The sequence below is a fragment of the Novosphingobium sp. AAP1 genome, from assembly GCF_001295765.1.
Classification (GTDB): domain Bacteria; phylum Pseudomonadota; class Alphaproteobacteria; order Sphingomonadales; family Sphingomonadaceae; genus Novosphingobium; species Novosphingobium capsulatum.
On sequence record NZ_LJHO01000003.1, the window covers coordinates 325,131 to 343,415 of the forward strand.

Genomic DNA, 18,285 nt, shown 5'->3' on the forward strand with positions numbered 1-18,285 from the left:
CGGCGGCGCGTTTATCGCGGCCGCTGCCCCTCTTTTTGCCGCGTCGCTTCTGTTTCACATTTGCCCCCGTTTCACATTTGCCAAGTAAGGCTGCCCGCCATGCTCGCTCGTGCCCGCTTCACCCCCCGCCTTGCGCTGTGCCTGCTCGCCGCGCTGATCCCGGCCATGGCGATCGCCCGCCCGGCGCCAGACAAGACTCCGCGCTATCGCGTCGATCGCGTCGTGCTGCTCATCCGCCACGGCATCCGCGCCCCGCTCGATGGCGAAGCGGCCGCTGCGCCGCTGGCTGACCAACCCTTTCCCCACTGGGATACCCCGCCCAGCCAGCTTACCCCCCACGGCGCCCAGGCGCTCGGCCGCCTTGCCGATTACGAGCACACGCGCCTGGTGCGCCAGGGCCTGCTGCCCGCCGGGGGCTGCCCGCAAGCCGGCAGCATCGCGATCTGGACCAACAGCAAATCGCGCACCATCGCCAGCGGCCAGGCCCTCGCCCAGGGCCTCGCGCCCGGTTGTCCGCTGGCGGTCGATCACCTGCCCGAAGGCCAGGCCGATCCGCTGTTCGACGCGCTCGATACGCCGGCCGTGCCGTTCGATGCGCGCGCCGCTGCTGCCAGCATCAACGCCGAACTCGACAATGGCCGCGCGCTTATGGTCGGCATGGGCCCGGCCGTCGCCACGATCGAACGCGTGCTGGGCTGTCGCGCGCCTTGCCCGATTTCCACCCAGCCCAACCGCATCGCCCCTTCGGCCGATGGCAAGGGGTTGAGCCTGGCTGGCCCGATCGATCTCGCCTCGGGCACGGCGCAGGTGTTCCTGCTGCAATACACCGAAGGCATGCCGCTCACCCAGGTCGGCTGGGGCCGGGCCAGCGCGGCCGACATCGCCACGATGTCTCCGCTCCACGCCCGGCTGTTCGATGTCTTTGCCCGCTCCGCCTATATGGCGCCGCGCGTTGGCGGGTTGATCGCGCGCAAGATCGCCGCCACGCTGACGACGCGCCAAGCACCGGCGTTCAGCGTCTTGGTCGGCCATGACAATACCATCGCGGCGGTTACCGCGCTGATCGGCACCGGCTTTACCCTGCCCGGCTATGGCCGCAACGATCCGCCGATCGGCGCGGGCCTGCTGTTCGAACGCCTGACCGACACGCGAACCGGCCGCCAGTTGCTGCGCCTGTCATACCTTGCGCAAACCCCCGATCAGGCGCGCCACCTGGTGCCCTTGCCACAATCGGGCGCCGGCGCGCCGCTGCATCCGCTATCGCTCGGCCGCTGTGGCACCACGTGCACGCCGGCAGGCTTTGCCCAGTTGATCGCCCGGCAAACCCGGGTGCTCGATCAGGCGAAATAGCCCCCTGCCCCAAGGGCCATACGGAACTGTCCTTCGCGATGGTGGGTTCCTTTACCGCATATGGAAGAGGAACCCACCATGGCCGAAACCCTGCGCAAGGGCGCGAAAGTCAAATGGCACAGCAGCGGCGGCACCGCCCACGGCAAGGTCGTGCGCAAGGTGACCAAGCCGATGAAGATCAAGGATCACAAGGTCGCCGCCTCGCCCGATGATCCGCAGATCCTGGTGGAAACCGCAAGCGGCGCCCGCGCCGCGCACAAGCCCGCAGCGCTGGAAAAGGAATAGCGCCATGGCCGGGCAACACTTCACCCCCACGCTCAAGATGGCGGCCAATGCCAGGCGCGGCCTGCGCCTGCGCGAAAAGTTTGGCTGTGGCGGCACGGATGTGGGCGTGCGCCGCGCGCACCAGCTGGCCGAGCGCCGCGATGTGAGCGAGGCTGACGTGAAAGCCATGGCCAGCTATTTCGCCCGCCACGAGGTGGACAAGCAGGGCGCTGCCCACCAGTGGAACAGCAACAGCGATCCCTCGGCGGGCTTTATCGCCTGGCTGCTGTGGGGTGGTGACGCCGGGCGCACCTGGGCGGACGCCAAGCGCGCCAAGCTGGCGGATTAGGAATTGCTGCGCAGATAGCTGCTCGCCGCCTGGGCATCCTGCACGTCATAGGCGAACCACGTGCTCTGCGCGTGGTCGAACACCTGCACCACGCCATCGCCCACGCGCGCCTCGAAATGAGCGCCGCTGGCCCGATCGAAACCGCGCACCTGTTCGCCGTCAATGGTGAACGAAACGAAGGCCTTGCTGCCCTCGTCGTGGATTTCGGGCAGCGTGCCGGCAAAAGCCACATTGCGTTCGCCGTCAAAGCCCTTGACCTGGTCGCCGCGCCGCTCTGCCGCCACGCGCAGATCGCGGCCGGCGGCGTGGTCAAACAGCCCGGCCACCGTCTTGCCGGTGGTGGAGGCAAAGGCGACGGCGGCGATCATGGCGCGGGTATCGGGGTTCATGCCCGCCGATGTCGCATGCATGGCGGCCTACTTCAACCCCTGCGCCCCCACCCCCGCCGCCGCCCCCGCCGACAGCCACAGCGTGCGCAGATGGGCCAGACCAGCGCGGGCATAGGCCGCTGGCGGCGCCAGCGCAGGATCTTGTTCCGCCTCGATCACCATCCACCCGGCATAGTCGATCGCGGCGAGCGCCGCGCAAACCGCGGCAAAATCCACTGCGCCATCGCCCGGCACGGTAAACATGCCGGCAATCACCCCATCGAGGAACGAGGCGCCCTGGCCGATCGTCTCGGCCGCCACCGCCGGGCGCACGTCCTTGGCATGCACGTGCACCACGCGGGCGGGATGCTCGCGGATCAGTGCCGGCACATCGATTCCGCCCAGCCGCGCATGGCCGGTATCGATCACCAGGCCCACGCCCTCGCCCGTGGCATCGATCAGCCGCGCCAGATCCTGAGCATCCTCCACCACCGTGCCCAGGTGATAGTGATAAGCGAGGCGCAGGCCCCGATCGGCCAGCCGCGTCGCTATGTCGTTCAGCATGGCGCCAAACGCGGGCCATTCGCCGGGCGCCAGGCGCGGCCGCTGGCGGAGCGGCGTGTGGCGCTGGCCATGCACCGCCCCGCTGGTTTCCGCCAGGATGAACACGTCACAGCCACACGCCGCCAGCAGCGTGCCTTGCGCCTCGATCGCCGCGCTTTCCCCCGCCAGGCCATGGGCAAGCAGGCTGCTGCCGTGCCACGCCCCGGCCAGCGCCAGCCCGGCCTGGTCCAGCCTGGCGGCGAGCGCAGCCGGTTCGGCCGGAAAAATCCCGCCCCGCTCGATCCCGGCAAAGCCGATCGCCCCCGCATCGCCCAGGATCGTGTCGAGCGTGGTGCCCGCGCCCAGGCTGGGCAGGTCATCATTGACCCAGCCGATCGGGCTGACGCCCCAGCGCACGGTCATGGCCGCTGCTCCAGCGCTGCTTCATAGTCCGCGCGGGCGGCCATCACCGCCTCACGCGTGGAAATTTCCGGCACGGCCACGTCCCACCAGGCGCCGCCCAGATCGCGGCCGCCATCGGGATCGGTCTCGATCACCAGCACGGTGGGCCGATCGGCCGCACGCGGGGCCGCCAGTGCCGCTCCCAGCGCGGCGCAATCGGCCACCTTGTGCGCCACCGCGCCCAGCGCGCGGGCATGGGCGACGAAATCGATCGCCGGCAGCCCGTCCCCGCGCAGTGTGGCGAACGAGGCATTGCCGGTGCGCCCTTGCAGGCGGTGGATGCAGCCAAAGCCCCGGTTGTCGAGCAGCACCACGGTAAACGCCACGCCCAGCGCCGCCGCGCTCGCCAGTTCGGAATTGAGCATCAAATAGCTGCCATCGCCGACCATCACCACCACATCGGCGGTGCGATCGGCCAGCGCGATGCCCAGCCCGCCGGCCAGCTCGAAACCCATGCAGGAAAAGCCATATTCCACGTGATAGCGCCCCGGCGCCGGGCACGGCCAGAAGCGGTGCAGATCGCCCGGCAAGCCGCCGGCCGCCGCCACGATCGTGGCATCGGGAAGGGCGCGCTGCACCGCGCCGATCACCGCCACGTCATCGGGCAGCGTACCCGGCGGCACCGGCCGATCGCGCGCGGCCCTGGCCGCCTGATGCCATTGCGTGGCCCAGGCCCCGGTCTGCTGCGCCCAGGCGGCAGGCACGGTCCACCCATCCAGCGCGTGGGCCAGCGCATCGACCACCACGCCGGCATCGCCCAGCACCGGCTGCGCGCCATGCTTGGCGCTATCGTGCAGTGCCACGTTCACCTGGAACAGCTGCGCATCGGCGCCGAACAGGCGGCGCGAGCCGGTGGTGAAATCCTGCAACCGCGTGCCCAGCGCCACGATCACGTCTGCCTCGCGCGCCGCCGTGTTAGCCGCGTCGGTGCCGGTCACCCCGATCGCGCCCAGCGCGCCGGTTGCCGCATCAGGCAACGCCCCCTTGCCCGCCTGGGTTTCGGCCACCGGCAGCCCGGTCTGCGCCGCCAGCGCCGCTAGCGCCGGCGCCGCCCCGGCATAGTGCACGCCGCCCCCGGCAATCACCAGCGGCCGCTGCGCCCCGCGCAGCGCCGCGACCAGCGCGGCCAGTTCGCGCGCATCGGGCGCCGGCCGGCGGATGTGCCACAGACGCGGCGCCAGGAAATCGGCCGGCCAGTCGATCGCCTCGGCCTGCACGTCCTGGCACAGCGCCAGCGTTACGGGGCCACACGCCGCCGGATCGGTCAGCACCGCCATGGCGCGGGGCAGCGCATCGATCAGCTGCTCGGGCCGGGTAATCCGATCGAACAGGCGCGAGACCGGGCGCAGGCAATCGTTGGCCGAGACCGTGGCATCGGCAAAATGCTCGACCTGCTGCAACACCGGATCGGGCCGGCGCGAGGCATAGACATCGCCGGGCAAAAGCAGCACCGGCAGGCGGTTGACATGGGCCAGCGCCGCCGCCGTCACCAGATTGGTTGCCCCCGGCCCGATCGAGGTGGTGCACACCATCGCCCGCCGCCGGGCATGGGCGCGGGCAAAGCCGATCGCCGCATGGGCCATGCCCTGCTCGCTATGCGCGCGATAGGTGGGCAGGCGCGCCGGGTCTGCCTCCGCCAGCGCCTCGCCCAGCGCCGCCACGTTGCCATGGCCAAAAATCGCCCAGACGCCGCCGAAAAACGGCACGCGCGCGCCGTCTGCGCCCACCACGTCCTGCGCGGCGAGCCATTGCACCAGGGCCTGGCCGGCGGTCAGGCGCAAGGGGCCAGCGCCTTGGCCCGCGCCTGGCGCCAGGTGGCGACCATGGCGGCAAAGTTCTCGGTCAAACGCACCAGTGCGGTTTCATCATCGATCATGCCGGTAAACCATTCCTGCGCCACGTCTTGCCAGATCGCCCGCCCCACGGCAAAGCCCTTTACCACCCGGCGCGGCGCGGCCGCGGCAAAGCTGGCGGCCAGATGCGCCTGGCTGCTTTCCGCGCCCAAGACCACCACGCCGCGGCACCACGGATCAGCCTGGGCAATCACCGCCTCGATCGCCGACCAGGCGGCGGGATCGTCGGTCGCTTCCAGCTTCCACCAATCGGGATAGATGCCCAGGGCATAGACATGGGCCATGACCCGCGCCACCGTATCGTGGTGCACCGGGCCATAGGGCGCGGCGATGATTTCCAGCAGCAGTTCGTGGCCGGTGCTGCGCGTGGCATCGAACAGGCGCGCCAGTTGGGCATCCTGCTCGGCGCGCAGATCGGCCGGATCATCGGGATGATAGCGCAGGTTGCATTTCACCGCATGCGGGCGCGGCCAGGATCGCAGCGTGATCGCCACGTCGGCCCCGCCCTCGAACCGCAACGGGCGCGAGCCGGAAATCTCGATCGGCCGCCCGATCCAATAGGGCGCATCGGCCGCCTGGGCCAGCGCGCGTGCGCCAAACCGGCCATCGAGCAACAGGCCACAGGCGCGATCGCCGGCGGCGGTGCGCTCCATCGCCAGGCCGGCCAGATCCTTGAACATCGCCACGCGCGCCGCATCGCCACCGCCGCTCGCGATCAGGGTTTCGAACAGGCCGCGATGGTCGATCGCCAGGATCGTCAGCGCCTCGTCGGCCGGGGCGCGGGTGGTGGCCCAGTGCACCTGGTCCAGGCTGGCCGGGCTGCGCGCGCCCTGGCCCGCCATGAACGCGTCGAGTTCGGGCCAGGTCGGCATCGCCGGGGCACAGCCATGGCGCGCCACCACGATCGCGCCACAGGCATTGCCCCAGGCCGCCGCCCGCGCCATCGGCTCGCCGCGCAGCCAGCCGCGCAGGAACCCGGCCATGAAACCATCGCCCGCGCCCAGCACATTGGTCTCTGGCACAGCGAACGCCGGCGCCACCAGGCCTTCGTCCAGCTCGCCCGGGATCACCCCTTCAAACACCACGCAGCCCTTGGCCCCGCGCTTGACCACCACCGGCGCGTCGGTCAGCGTGCGGATCGAGCGCAGCGCATCAAGCGTGTTGGTCGATCCGCCCAGGATGTGGATTTCCTCTTCGGTGCCCACCACCAGGTCGACCAGGTCAAGCACGCCCTGCAGGGTGGCGGTCACGCTGTGGCTCGGCACATAGCGATCCTCGCCACAGTCGCGCGGCGCCAGATCCCACAGCACCGGGCGATAATCCACGTCGAGCACCACGCGCCCGCCCTGTGCGCGCATCAGCTGCGCGGCGCGGCGGCTGGCGACGGCGGTCTGCGGCGTGGAAAAATGCGTGCCCGACAGCAGCACGGCGCCGGCCTGGGCGATCAACGCGGCGTCAACGTCGGCCTCGCACAGCGCCATGTCGGCGCAATCCTGGCGATAGAAGATCAGCGGATAGGTGCCGTTTTCGCGAATGCCGAGCAGGACCAGCGCGGTCAGCCGCGCCGGATCGCTGCGCACGCCGCGCGTGTCCACCCCTTCACGCACCAGTTCCTCGCGGATGAAGCGGCCCATGTGATCGCCACCCACGCGGGTGATCAGCCCGGCGCGCAGGCCCAGCCGCGCCATGCCGATCGCGGTGTTGGTCGGGCTGCCGCCCACATACTTGGCAAAGCTGGCCATGTCTTCCAGCCGGCCGCCCACCTGCTCGCCATAGAGATCAACCCCGGCGCGGCCGATCGCGATGACATCGAGTGGCTTCATGGACGGCGCCGTTTCCCTGGCTGGTGAAGGTTGCCCCCGCTATGCCGCCAAGCGCGCGCTCTGGCCAGTGCCGCTCTTGTGCCGGCGCGCCAGTTTCGGCACAGACGCGCCTGAACACGCCGAAGGAACCGCCAGGCCTCATGCACACAATCGCTCTGCTGGGCGCCGGGCGCATCGGCGCCGTCCATGCCGCGCATATCGCCCGCCATCCCGGCCTGCGCCTGGCCGTGGTGGCCGATATCGATCCCGCCGCCGCCCAGACCCTGGCCGATCGCCACGGCGCCCTGGCGCTTTCGCCCGAACAGGCGCTCGATCATCCGGGCCTTGCCGGCACGGTGATCGCCAGCCCCACCGCGCTGCATGCGCCGCAAACGCTCGATGCTGCCGCGCGCGGCTTGGCGGTCTTGTGCGAAAAGCCGCTCGCGCTCGATCCGGCCGTGGCGCAGGCGGCGCTGGCGCGGCTCGACGCGCTGGGCGCGCGGGTGCTGATGGGCTTCAACCGCCGCCACGATCCCGATTTCGCCGCGCTACAGGCCGCGCTGGCCCAGGGCGCGATCGGCGGCATCGAAACGCTGCACATCATCAGCCACGATCCCGCCCCGCCGCCACCGGCCTATGTCGCCACCTCGGGCGGGATCTTCCACGACATGGTGATCCACGATTTCGACATGGCGCGTTGGCTCCTGGGCGAAGAACCGGTGGAAGTGATGGCCGCCACGGCCTGCCTGATCGATCCCGCGATCGGCGCTGCGGGAGACGCCGATACCGCCAAGACCATCCTGCGCACCGCCAGCGGGCGCATGGCGATGATCAGTTCCAGCCGCCGCAGCGGCTATGGCTATGACCAGCGGATCGAGGCGTTCGGCGCGCGCGGCGCGCTGCGCGTGGGCAACGTGCCACACAGCCGGGTGGAGCACTGGGGGCCGGCGGGCGCCGCCGGCGCGCCGTTCATGGATTTCTTCCTCGATCGCTATGCCGCTGCCTTTGCCGCGCAGATCGCCCATTTTGCCCAGGTGATCGAGGGCGCCGCGCCGCTGGTCAGCGCGGCCGACGGGCTGCGCGCGCTGCTGCTGGCCCAGGGCGCACAGGAATCGGCGCGCAGCGGCGCGTTTGTCCGCGTCTAACCGGCATCAGCCCAGCGCGTTGCGCGGCGGGCGTGTGTCGGGCGCATGACCGAATGCGGGGTTGGGCCGGGTATCCATCTCGAACACCAGATGCCCGCCGCGCGCCAGTTCGGCATGGCTGATCCAGCTGCGGTTCCACACCTGGCCGTTCCAGCGCACCTGCCGCACATAGACCGCCGCCGCGCTGTTGCCCGGCGCCTCGATCACCAGACGCCCGCCCGGCACGGCCAGTTCCGCCCGGTTGAACAGCGGCGAGCCAAACACCCACACCCCGCTGACCGGATCGACCGGATAGATCCCCAGCGCGCTCAGCACGAACCACGCGCTCATCTGCCCGCAATCCTCGTTGCCCGCCAGCCCATCGGGCGCGGCGCGATACATGCTGGTCAACAGGCTGCGCACCCGCGCCTGGGTCTTCCACGGAGAGCCTGACCAGGCATAGAGATAGGCCACGTGGTGCGAGGGCTCATTGCCATGGGCATATTGCCCGACCAGGCCGGAAACATCGGGCGGCGCATCGGCCGGCAGCGTGCTGTCGGCGGCAAACAGCGCATCCAGCTTGGCCTCGAACGCGGCGTCCCCGCCCATCAGGTCGATCAGGCCTTGCGGATCGTGCTGGGCCATGAACGTCGCCTGCCAAGCGTTGCATTCGGTAAAATCGCGCCAGTGGTTGGTATCGTGGCCCAGCGCGCGCGGATCGAACGGCGTGGCCCAGGCGCCATTGGCCAGGCGCGGACGGACAAAGCCGGTATCCTTGTCAAACAGGTTGCGCCAGTTGCGCGACCGCGCGCGCAGCGCCGTGGCATCCTCATGCGCGCCGGCCGCTGCGGCGATCGCGGCCATGGCCCAATCGTCATAAGCATATTCCAGCGTCTTGCTGGCCGCCTCGCGCACGGTATCGGCTGGGATATAGCCCAGCCGGCGATAGGGCTCCAGGCCACTGTCCTCGCGCTCGAACGCCAGGTGGCGCAGCGCCGGCCACAGCGTGGCCAGGTCCAACCCGCTGGCGCCCTTGTTCAGCGCGTCGGCCATCACCGCCACCGAATGCCAGGCGATCATGCAATGCGTCTCGATCCCCTGCAACGGCCACACCGGCGGCCCGAACGGGCTTTCCAGCGTCATCCGCGCCAGGTTGCGGGCAAAGGCGGCATTGCGCGGCGCATCGACCAGGCTGAGCAGCGGATGCAGCGCGCGATAGGTATCCCATAGCGAATAGGTGCTGTAGTTCGCCTCACCGGCCGGCAGCGTACGCACCGCGCTGTCCATCGCGCGATAGCGCCCGTCGACATCGCAAAACAGGTTGGGCGCGGCCGCCGCGTGATAAAGCGCGGTGGCCATGATCTTGCGCTGATCGGGCGTGCCACCCGACACCTGCACCGCGCCGAGCCGCGTAGCCCAGGCCGTCCGCGCCGCGCCGCGCACGGCGGCAAAATCCCAGCCCGGCACTTCGGCATCGAGCGCGGCCAGCGCCCCGGCCACGTCCACGCCCGAAAGCCCGACCTTGACCATGACGGGCCCGGCCGCAGCATCGGGCAGCATTACGGCGGCTTTCAGGTTTGCCCCGGCCACCTGCGTGGCGCCCTCTGGCAGCGGCGCATCGTTGCTGAACAGGCGCACTTGCGCCGCCGGGCGCGACAGGCGCAGCGCGAAATGGATCTGCCGCCCATCGGCCCACTGATGCACGCGGCGGCTGCCGGTGATAAGATCGGGCGCGGCCAGCTGCAGGCTCGCCTCGGTCACCTTGGTCGGGCCCGATGGATCATCGGCAATGCTCGCCTCGTCCGGCTCGTCCCGCGCGCCGTGGGCCAGGTCGATCAGCAAGTGCCCCGCCCCGGCAAAGTGGTAACGGTGCAGCCCCACCCGCGCCGTCGCAGTCAATTCCACGCCGATGCCGCTCTCGCGCAAGTGCACCGCGTAATAGCCGGGCTCAACCGTTTCATCGGCATGGTCAAAGCTCTGGCGATAGCTGCCCTGCGGCTTGGCCCGCGTGCCGGGAGACAGCACCACCGGCCCGGTGCGCGGCACCACCAGCACGTCCATCAGGTCACCCACGCCCGTGCCGCTCAGGTGGTTGTGGGAAAAGCCCAGCAGCGTCGTATCGTCATGGTGATAGCCCGAACACGCGTCCCACCGCGCATTGTCGGTATCCGGGCCCAGCTGGACCATGCCGAACGGCACCGTGGCCGCCGGCGTGACATGGCCATGGCCGCCCGTGCCGATCATCGGATCGACCAGCGCCAGCGCCGCATCGGGCGCGGCTCGCGACAGCGCAGCGGCCTGTTGCGCAATCCCGCTGGCCAGCGTTCCGGCCAGGCCCGCCGATCCCTTGAGCATGTCGCGACGCGTGGGCTTCATCATCTTCTCCTGCTGCCAGGGCAGAAAAGGGGCCGGGCAGCCCCCTTCTGCCCGGCCCCTTCCCCGAAATACCGCCCGCAGGCGGGAAGGAATGATCAGAACTTCATCGTCGCTGTCACCAGCGAGGTGGTTCCCGAATTGACGATATCGGAAATCGCCAGGCTGTGCTGCCCGATGTGCGACCAATAGCTGGGCGTGTTGAACAGGTTGGCGATCGACAGGTCCAGCTTGAACATGCGGCTGAAGGTATAGCCGGCATGCACGTCCACGCGGCTCACCGGGCGCACCCACACATCGTCCCACGTCGCATTCTTGCCCAGCGTGTCGTAGATCGAGACGTAATCGCCGGCATAGCTGTAGTTCACGTCAAGCGAGACCGGGCCCTTTTCAAAGAAGACCTGGCCATTGGCCATGACTTCGGGCGCGTTCTGGATGCGGTCCATGCGCGTGCCATCGCCCAGCACGTCAACCCGCGTCCACTGCCGGGTAAAGTTCACCGCCACGCCCAGGCCGGAAAGCAGGCCGGGCAGGGCCGAAAACTTCTGCCGCGCTTGCAGCTCGATACCATAGACATGGCCCGAACCACCGTTCTGCGGCTGATAGGTCACCGTGCCGGTGGTGACGCCGGCATTGCTGCCGGTCACGATCCCGGCGCTGCTGCCGTTGTCATAGATATAGTGCGCCAGGTGCTTGTAGAACCCGGCCAGCATCACGTGGCCGCCGCCCGGAATGGTCCATTCGCCCGAAGCATCCAGGTTGATCGCGCGGATCGCCTTGAGGTTGGGGTTGCCCTGGGTGATGGTGGTCACCCCGCCCGACACGTTGGTCGAAGCGCCGCCACCCAGCTGCAGGAACGGCGGACGGACATAGCTGGTCCAGGCCGAGGCGCGATAGACCGCCCCGCCATTGTCGCGATAGGTAAAGGCGATGCTGGGCAGCACCGCATCGAACTTGGCCTTGTTCGAACCGAACGCGCCGGTCGCGGTGGTGCCATTGTCGGTCGGCGTCACCCAGAACACGTTCTTGATGTCGGTGTGCTCGTACCGCACGCCGGGCACGATCTCCAGGTTGCCATACTGCAGCTGGCCCATGACATAGCCGGCCCAGACCGTCTCGTTGGCCTTTTGCGTGTTGCAGTTATAGCTGTTGATCGGGTTCGATCCGCAGGTATCGATCGTCGCGTCGGTCGCGCCGCCCAGCTGGTTGAACAGCGAGAAGACCTTGCCCTGGTCGATCACCGGCACCTGCCAGGTATAGCGCTTGGGCCAGACCGCCGGATAGATCTGCTTGATCACGCCCAGATCGCCCAGCGTGGCGGCATTGCCATAGCCAGGCACGGTGTAATCGCGGTTGGTGATTTCGCGGTGGCTGGTTTCCACGCGGAAGCCGGCCTTCAGGAACGTGAGATGGCCGCCATCGAAATCGAGCTTGAGGTCGATCTTGCCGCCGCCCTTGCGCTGGAAGCTGGTCTGCGGGGTATATTCCGGCGGGCCGCCATTGGCGGGCATGCCGCTGATGTTGTTGAGCTGGTTGCGCACGGTGGCAGGCAGCAGCGGCACGGGATAGCCGTTGTCATAGCCGAACAGGGTGGAGCCGCCATAGGCCACCGGAGCATAGCGCCCGGCCACTTCGATGTGGTTGGGCCGCGCGTTGCTGCCCCAGCTGTAGAACAGGCTGGGCGACACGGTCAGCTTGCCGGCGTGCTTGTCCATGCCCAGCTGCACAGTGCCGAGCGTGGCGATCGCCGGGTTGGTTTCATACCAGAAACGCGCCTGAACCGCGCCGATCACCGGGGCATAGGTGCCGTTGCCCAATGCCGTGCCGCTCGACCCGTCCTGCTTGTTGACCCCAACGATCTGGGTCAGCTGGCTGTTCTGGTCGGTCTTGGCGCGGGCATAGCTGGCGCGCAGGTAGATCGAGGTATCTTCATCCGGGCGCCAGTCGAACGTGCCGTTGCCGCCAAAGCGTTCGGTATAGCCGCTCGACAGGCCAAAGTTGGCCGCCGTCTGGATCAGGTTGGCGGCCGGATCGAGGCCGGGCGCGCTGTTGCCGGCGGCATCCTGCACGGCAAAGTCATAGCCGTTGTCGCAGCAGCCCGATTCCTGCACGCCGCCCACCAGGCTGTTGGCAAAGTGGCGGATATCGTAAAAGCCGCTGACATAGACGCCGAACTGGTGATCCGCGCCGAACTTGCGCGAATAATCGGCCCCCGCGTTCCAGCCCAGGCCATTCTGGCCATAGGCCCGCGCCCGGCTTTCCACGCGGCCGCCGATCGTTACCGACCCGCGCGAATCCGCTGCATAGTCGAACGCCGAAGGGGTGCGGAAATCGATCGTGCCGCCGATAGCATCGCCCAGCATGTCGGGCTGCGAGGTCTTGTTGACGATGATCGTCTGCAGGCCCGACGGGGGCAGCAGGCTGAGCTGGACGCCGCGGCTATAGGGATTGCCCTGCGCCACCGACACGCCGTTGATCAGGTTGATGTTGTATTCGGAATTGAGGCCACGCACCGAAACGAACATGCCCTCCCCGCGCGAGGCGCCGTCGACGCCGCCGGCAAAGGCCGAACCGGTGTTCATCACGTTGATGCCCGGCACCATGCCCAGCGCTTCGGCCACGTTGTGCACGGCCGTATGCTCAAGGTCCTGGGCGGAAATCACGTTGACCGTGTTGGCCGAACGCATCTGCAGGGTGGCCGCCTGATAGCGGTTGCCCACCACCACGATGCCGGCGGCCAGATCCGCCTCGCTGCCGGTGGGAGTGCCCGCCGTCGCATCGGCCAGTGGCGCTGCCGATGCCGGCGCCGTGGCGGGAAGGGTTTGGGCGGTGGCCGGCGTTTGTGCCGCCAAGGCCAGCATCATGGTCGATCCGCTAAGCAGCAGACGCGACCGACAGAGCAATCCGATCATTTCACAAACCCCCATATCCCTCTCGCCACGTTTCGGGCGTTGAGCGTATGGAATGGTATTGCCCGTCTTCTGTCAATATGATTTTTCTGTTTCTAATATTTTTGATATAAAAATTTCAGAATTGCGACGGTCGCGCCACAGCAGGCCATCGCTTTGTCACGAGGCATCGCCGCCGCTGCCAGGTGCCCCTGCGGCCACGCTGCGCTGCTGGTCATAGGCCAGCCCCACCACCAGCGCCTGCGCCAGGCACAGCGATGAGGACAGCGAGCGAAAGCCGCGCACTTCGGATTCGCGCACCAGCAGGGTCTGCGCCGCGCGCTTGGCAATCGGGCTCAGCAGGCTGTCAGAAATCGCCAGGACTTTGGCGCCCGCCGCGCAGGCCGCTTCCACCGCGGACACCGTTTCCGGGGCATAGGAGTGATAGCTGATCGCGATCAGCACGTCGTCCGGCCCGATCGCGCGCAATTGCTGCGCCGCCAGGCCGCCCACGCCATCGACCAGCATGGTCGGCTTGCCCGCCTGCGGCACGGCATAGGCCAGATAGGCCGCCACCGGAAAGGCGCGACGCATGCCGACCACATGCACCACGCGCGCCGCCGCGATCAGCGCCACGGCATTGGCCAGCCCTTCGCGCCCCACCATCGCCCGCGTGTTCTGTAGGGCCATGATGTCGCCCTCGGCAAACTCGTCGATCAGCGCGCCGATGCCGCCGGCCGAGACCGAATCCTCCACCGCCGCGCCAAACTGGTGCACCCGCTCGCTATAGCCCAGCGCACTGTTCTGCGCGATCAGGCTGTCGCGCAGCAGGCGCTGCATCGGCCCTGCCCCGGTAAAGCCCAGCGCCTTGGCAAAGCGCACGATCGCCGATGGCTGCGTGCCCGAACGCTCGGCCAGTTCATTGAGCGTGAGCAGCGCCATGTCTTCGGGATGATCGAGGACATAGCGGCCGACCTGCTGCAACACCTTGGTCATCCCGTCGTAACGCGCCAGGATCATGTCACGCAGCGCGTCGGCGCTGCCGGGCAGTCCATCGCCGTCTGCCGCAGCATCGGGGGCATTGTCTTGCGAGGCGGTCATCGCTGTCTCCACTGTCCTGGCCGGTATATGCCAGTGGATCGACGATGCAACATTTCATCGTGGAATAAAATTTTCATATTGACGTAATCATGGCATTTCCTGATTACTACATCCATGAGCACGGCACCCATCACCGCTATCGGCACGCCGCCTGCAGGGCGCGCGCGCATGACGTTTGCCGGCGCGCTATCGGCCAACATGCTCAACATGATCGGCGTCGGCCCGTTCATCACCATTCCGCTGGCGCTGGCCGCCATGGGCGGGCCACAGGCCCTGCTGGGCTGGCTGCTCGGCGCCGTATTGTGCCTGTGCGATGGCTTTGTCTGGGCCGAACTCGGCTCGGCCCTGCCCCGCTCGGGCGGCTCGTTCCACTATCTGCGCGAGGCGTTCGGCCCGCAGGGGCTGGGGCGCCTGTTCGGCTTTCTCTACCTGTGGCAGACGCTGCTGATCGGGCCGATGTCGATCGCCTCGGGCACGGTGGGCATGGCCCATTATCTCACCTGGCTTGAGCCGGGCCTGTCGCCCTGGACGCTGGCGGCGATCGCTGCCACGGTCTGCCTCGTCAACCTCGGGCTGTTGTGGCGCGATATCCGCGCGATCGGCGTGCTCTCTGTCGCCACCAGCGTGATCGTGATCGGCTCGTGCCTGTGGATCATCGCCTCGGGCGCGGTCCATTTCGATGCCGCGCGCGCCTTTTCCTTTCCGCCCCATGCCTTTGCCATCAACGGCGGGTTCTGGATGGGCCTGGGCGCGGCCACGCTAATCGGCGTCTATGATTATGGCGGCTACAACACGATCTGCATGCTGGGCGATGAAGTGGTGGAGCCGCGCCGCAACATCCCGCGCGCCGTGCTGCTGTCGATCCCGCTGGTGGCGCTGCTCTATATCGGGCTGAACCTGGCGATCCTGGGCGTGCTGCCCTGGCAGCAGGCGATGCATTCGCAGGCCGTGGTGGCCGATTTCATGGCCGCGATCTATGGCCCCACCGGCGGCCGCATCGTCACCGTGCTGATCCTTATCGCCAGCTGGGCTTCGGCGCTGATGAACCTGCTCGGCGCCTCGCGCGTGCCCTTTGCCGCCGCGCGCGCCGGTGATTTCCTCGCCGTGTTCGCCCGCACCAATGCGCGTGGCGATGTGCCGGCGGTCTCGCTGCTGTTCATGGGCCTGGCCTCGGCCCTCGCCTGCCTGGTTTCGCTCGATACGCTGATCGCGGTGATGATCGTGGTGCAGACGATGTTCCAATATACCGCGCAATGCATCGCCGTGGTCCTGCTGCGCCGACAGAACCCGCAGGCTGCACCCGGCCAGTTCCGCATGCCGCTCTATCCGCTGCCGGTGATCATTACCCTGGCGGGCTGGGCCTATATCGTCACCACCGCGCGCCCGCCGCACATCCTCGCCGGGGTGGCAATGATCGCGGTGGGCAGCGCGCTGTTCCTCGCCATGGCGCGCCGCACGCGCCAGTGGCCGTTTTCGTCAGACAATTCCTTGCACAAGGCTTCTCGCCCATGACCGTCCGCTTCGATGTCGCCGTGGTTGGCGAAATCTATGTCGATCACATCTTCAGCGGCTTTCCTGCCTGGCCCCTGCCGGGTGAGGAAGTGACCACCGATGCCTATACCCGTGAAATGGGTGGCGGCACCATCGCCACCGCCTGTGGCCTTGCCCGGCTTGGCCGCAAGGTGGGGGTGGTCGGCCTGATCGGCGCGGATGATCGCGCCTGGTTCGAGCAGCGCCTCGCCGGCTATGGCGTGGCCTTCGACGGCATCCGCATCGGCGATGGCTTTACCGGCACGACGATCTCGATCTCCACGCCGCAGGATCGCTCGTTCTTCACCCACATCGGCGTCAATTCCGCCGTCGGCGCGCTGGCCATGGGCGATGGGCTGGCCACGCTTTGCGCCGCATCGCACGTCCACTTCGCCATGCCGGTGCCGCACACCGTGGCGCAGGTCGTGCTGCCGCTGCTCGCCGCGCGCGGGATCACCACCTCACTCGACATGGGCTATCAGCCCGAATGGCTGGCCAGCCCGGTCAACCGCCCGACGATCACCCAGGTCGATTACCTGATGCCTAACGAAAAGGAAGCCGAACTGCTGTTCGGCAGCACCGACGTTGGCACCTATTTCGATCACGCCGCGCGCATTGGCATCCGCAACCCGCTGCTCAAGCTGGGCGCGCGCGGTGCCGCCGCGCTCGACAACGGCGAGATCGTCCACGTGCGCCCGCCCGTGGTGCAGGCGGTCGATGCCACGGGCGCGGGCGATGCCTTCGATGCCGGTTTCATCGATGCGCTGCTCGATGCCGCGCCCTTGCGCCGCCGTCTCGAACGCGGCTGCATCACCGGCGCCCTTTCCACCCGCAAGCCGGGGGCGCTTGGCGGCATCCCCGATGCACAGGAGCTTTGGACTGTTCATGACCGCAACTATGCCCTCCACGACTGATCGCAAGCTGACCCTGATCGGCGGCGGCGGTGTTCGCACTCCGCTGGTCACCTTTGGCGTCAACGATGCCGCCCAGGCGCTGGGCGCGCGCGAACTGGTGCTGTGGGATCCCGACGCCGATCGCCTGGCGATCATGGCCGCGCTGGGCCGCGCCATCGTGCGCGCCGAAGGCGGCGATCTGATCGTCCGCGAGGCCACCAGCATCGAAGACGCGATCGAGGGCTCCTCGTTCGTGATGAACTCGATCCGCGTCGGCGGCATTGCCGGCCGCGCCGCCGATGAACGCACAGCGATCGAGCATGGCTTTCCCGGCCAGGAAACCACCGGTCCGGCGGGCGCTGCCATGGCGCTGCGCACCGTGCCGATCGCAATCGAGCAGGCCCGCCTGGTCCAGCGCCACGCGCCCGACGCGTGGATCGTCAACTTCACCAATCCGGCCGGCCTCATCACACAGGCGATCGCCAACCACACCGATGCCAAGATCGTCGGCATCTGCGATACGCCCACCGAACTGTTCCACAACATCGCCCATGCGCTGGGCGCCATGCTGGCCGACGTGGAATGCGATTATGTCGGCCTCAACCACCTGGGCTGGGTGCGCGGCATCCGCCTGCATGGCGAGGACGTGTTCGACCGCGTGCTGGCCGACGATGCCGTGCTTGACCAGCTCTATTCCGCCCCGGTGTTCGACAAGGCGATGATCCGCGCGCTGCGCCTGATCCCCACCGAATACCTGTTCTTCTATTACGAGCGCCGCCGCGCCCTGGCCAACCAGCAGCGCCACGGCTCCAGCCGTGGCACCGAGGTGGAAGCGCTCAACGTCACGCTGATCGAAACGCTGCGCGATCGCCTGGGCGCAGACGATGGGCCGGGCGCGATTGCCGCCTATGCCGCCTATCTCAACCGCCGCTCTGGTTCGTACATGAAGCTGGAGGCCGAAGGCGGCTCTGCCTTCGATCCCGAGGCGACGTTCAATATCGATCCGTTCCGCGTGGCCAGTGGCTATCACCGCATCGCGATCGACGTGATGAGCGCGCTGACCGGGGCCAAGCCCGCCACCATCGTGGTCAACACGCGCAACCAGGGCGCGCTGCCCAACCTGCCGGCCGGCGATATCGTCGAAACCAGCAGCCGGATCGATGCCAACAGCATCACCCCGCTGCCCATCGCGCCGCTGCCCGATGTGGCACTCGGCCTGGTTCACGGCATCAAGGCCTATGAACGCGCCGCGATCGATGCGGCGCTCACCGGCGAACGGCCCACCGCGCGCAAGGCGCTGCTGATCCACCCGGCGATCGGGGAATGGGACCCAACCGGCGCGCTGCTGCACGATCTGCTCGATCCCACCTGCCAGCACTGTTGAG

The 18,285-nt window shown here is 68.2% G+C and carries 14 protein-coding genes; 7 read left to right on the plus strand and 7 right to left on the minus strand.

Features of this window, described 5'->3' with window-relative positions:
- The first annotated feature begins 99 nt into the window (after nucleotides 1-99).
- The 3 genes from IP65_RS08640 to IP65_RS08650 all read left to right on the plus strand — a co-directional run bounded on the left by IP65_RS08640 (nucleotide 100) and on the right by IP65_RS08650 (nucleotide 1,963).
- Complete coding sequence (locus IP65_RS08640; protein ID WP_054131441.1) at nucleotides 100-1,350, plus strand: histidine-type phosphatase; 1,251 nt, start codon at nucleotides 100-102, stop codon at nucleotides 1,348-1,350.
- A gap of 78 nt (nucleotides 1,351-1,428) precedes the next feature.
- The gene (locus IP65_RS08645) at nucleotides 1,429-1,635 is read left to right on the plus strand and encodes a DUF2945 domain-containing protein (protein WP_028658256.1); all 207 of its coding nucleotides are present in this window, start codon (nucleotides 1,429-1,431) and stop codon (nucleotides 1,633-1,635) included.
- A gap of 4 nt (nucleotides 1,636-1,639) precedes the next feature.
- The gene (locus IP65_RS08650; RefSeq protein ID WP_054131442.1) at nucleotides 1,640-1,963 is read left to right on the plus strand and encodes a hypothetical protein; all 324 of its coding nucleotides are present in this window, start codon (nucleotides 1,640-1,642) and stop codon (nucleotides 1,961-1,963) included.
- On the opposite strand, the gene IP65_RS08655 is transcribed toward IP65_RS08650, so the two are convergent.
- Genes IP65_RS08655 through iolC form a run of 4 tightly spaced genes read right to left on the minus strand, consistent with a single transcriptional unit; the run spans nucleotide 1,960 to nucleotide 7,012 of the window.
- Nucleotides 1,960-2,352, minus strand: a complete 393-nt coding sequence (locus IP65_RS08655; protein WP_022677808.1) for a hypothetical protein — start codon at nucleotides 2,350-2,352, stop codon at nucleotides 1,960-1,962. The two genes, IP65_RS08650 and IP65_RS08655, sit on opposite strands and share 4 nt — an antisense overlap.
- Nucleotides 2,353-2,379: 27 nt before the next feature.
- Complete coding sequence (iolE, locus tag IP65_RS08660) at nucleotides 2,380-3,297, minus strand: myo-inosose-2 dehydratase (protein ID WP_054131443.1); 918 nt, start codon at nucleotides 3,295-3,297, stop codon at nucleotides 2,380-2,382.
- A complete protein-coding gene (iolD, locus tag IP65_RS08665; RefSeq protein ID WP_054131444.1) occupies nucleotides 3,294-5,117 on the minus strand; it encodes a 3D-(3,5/4)-trihydroxycyclohexane-1,2-dione acylhydrolase (decyclizing) in 1,824 nt (607 codons plus the stop codon). Before iolD ends, iolE begins: the two co-directional genes overlap by 4 nt.
- Entirely contained in the window at nucleotides 5,108-7,012 is a 1,905-nt protein-coding gene (gene iolC / locus IP65_RS08670) for a 5-dehydro-2-deoxygluconokinase (RefSeq protein WP_054131445.1), read from the minus strand. The genes iolD and iolC overlap by 10 nt, the downstream gene beginning before the upstream one ends.
- 140 nt (nucleotides 7,013-7,152) lie before the next feature.
- Here iolC and iolG point away from each other — a divergent pair, with 140 nt between their 5' ends.
- Nucleotides 7,153-8,136, plus strand: coding sequence for an inositol 2-dehydrogenase (iolG, locus tag IP65_RS08675; RefSeq protein ID WP_054131561.1), 984 nt, complete (start codon nucleotides 7,153-7,155; stop codon nucleotides 8,134-8,136).
- 6 nt (nucleotides 8,137-8,142) lie between these two features.
- Here the strand turns inward: iolG and IP65_RS08680 are convergent, their stop codons facing one another.
- From IP65_RS08680 to IP65_RS08690, 3 genes are all read right to left on the minus strand, one after another.
- Nucleotides 8,143-10,494, minus strand: a complete 2,352-nt coding sequence (locus IP65_RS08680; RefSeq protein WP_197279238.1) for a GH92 family glycosyl hydrolase — start codon at nucleotides 10,492-10,494, stop codon at nucleotides 8,143-8,145.
- A gap of 92 nt (nucleotides 10,495-10,586) precedes the next feature.
- Complete coding sequence (locus IP65_RS08685) at nucleotides 10,587-13,400, minus strand: TonB-dependent receptor (RefSeq protein ID WP_171794801.1); 2,814 nt, start codon at nucleotides 13,398-13,400, stop codon at nucleotides 10,587-10,589.
- Between the two features lie 156 nt (nucleotides 13,401-13,556).
- The gene (locus IP65_RS08690; protein ID WP_054131448.1) at nucleotides 13,557-14,477 is read right to left on the minus strand and encodes a MurR/RpiR family transcriptional regulator; all 921 of its coding nucleotides are present in this window, start codon (nucleotides 14,475-14,477) and stop codon (nucleotides 13,557-13,559) included.
- A 114-nt stretch (nucleotides 14,478-14,591) separates the two neighbouring features.
- Between IP65_RS08690 and IP65_RS08695 the strand changes: the two genes are divergently transcribed.
- The 3 genes from IP65_RS08695 to IP65_RS08705 are packed head-to-tail and all read left to right on the plus strand — an operon-like array spanning nucleotide 14,592 to nucleotide 18,284.
- Entirely contained in the window at nucleotides 14,592-15,989 is a 1,398-nt protein-coding gene (locus IP65_RS08695) for an APC family permease (RefSeq protein WP_082349976.1), read from the plus strand.
- On the plus strand, nucleotides 15,986-16,921 hold the full coding sequence (locus IP65_RS08700) for a carbohydrate kinase family protein (protein WP_022675485.1): 936 nt from the start codon (nucleotides 15,986-15,988) through the stop codon (nucleotides 16,919-16,921). The genes IP65_RS08695 and IP65_RS08700 overlap by 4 nt, the downstream gene beginning before the upstream one ends.
- Complete coding sequence (locus IP65_RS08705) at nucleotides 16,905-18,284, plus strand: 6-phospho-beta-glucosidase (protein ID WP_171794845.1); 1,380 nt, start codon at nucleotides 16,905-16,907, stop codon at nucleotides 18,282-18,284. Before IP65_RS08700 ends, IP65_RS08705 begins: the two co-directional genes overlap by 17 nt.
- The last annotated feature ends 1 nt before the right edge of the window (nucleotide 18,285 follow it).

Bases quoted from the DNA above. Each gene is read 5' to 3' on its own strand.
- IP65_RS08640 (WP_054131441.1), top strand. From the start codon at position 100: ATGCTCGCTCGTGCCCGCTTCACCCCCCGCCTTGCGCTGTGCCTGCTC.
- IP65_RS08645 (WP_028658256.1), top strand. From the start codon at position 1,429: ATGGCCGAAACCCTGCGCAAGGGCGCGAAAGTCAAATGGCACAGCAGC.
- IP65_RS08650 (WP_054131442.1), top strand. From the start codon at position 1,640: ATGGCCGGGCAACACTTCACCCCCACGCTCAAGATGGCGGCCAATGCC.
- IP65_RS08655 (WP_022677808.1), bottom strand. From the start codon at position 2,352: ATGAACCCCGATACCCGCGCCATGATCGCCGCCGTCGCCTTTGCCTCC.
- iolE (WP_054131443.1), bottom strand. From the start codon at position 3,297: ATGACCGTGCGCTGGGGCGTCAGCCCGATCGGCTGGGTCAATGATGAC.
- iolC (WP_054131445.1), bottom strand. From the start codon at position 7,012: ATGAAGCCACTCGATGTCATCGCGATCGGCCGCGCCGGGGTTGATCTC.
- iolG (WP_054131561.1), top strand. From the start codon at position 7,153: ATGCACACAATCGCTCTGCTGGGCGCCGGGCGCATCGGCGCCGTCCAT.
- IP65_RS08680 (WP_197279238.1), bottom strand. From the start codon at position 10,494: ATGATGAAGCCCACGCGTCGCGACATGCTCAAGGGATCGGCGGGCCTG.
- IP65_RS08685 (WP_171794801.1), bottom strand. From the start codon at position 13,400: ATGATCGGATTGCTCTGTCGGTCGCGTCTGCTGCTTAGCGGATCGACC.
- IP65_RS08690 (WP_054131448.1), bottom strand. From the start codon at position 14,477: ATGACCGCCTCGCAAGACAATGCCCCCGATGCTGCGGCAGACGGCGAT.
- IP65_RS08695 (WP_082349976.1), top strand. From the start codon at position 14,592: ATGAGCACGGCACCCATCACCGCTATCGGCACGCCGCCTGCAGGGCGC.
- IP65_RS08700 (WP_022675485.1), top strand. From the start codon at position 15,986: ATGACCGTCCGCTTCGATGTCGCCGTGGTTGGCGAAATCTATGTCGAT.
- IP65_RS08705 (WP_171794845.1), top strand. From the start codon at position 16,905: ATGCCCTCCACGACTGATCGCAAGCTGACCCTGATCGGCGGCGGCGGT.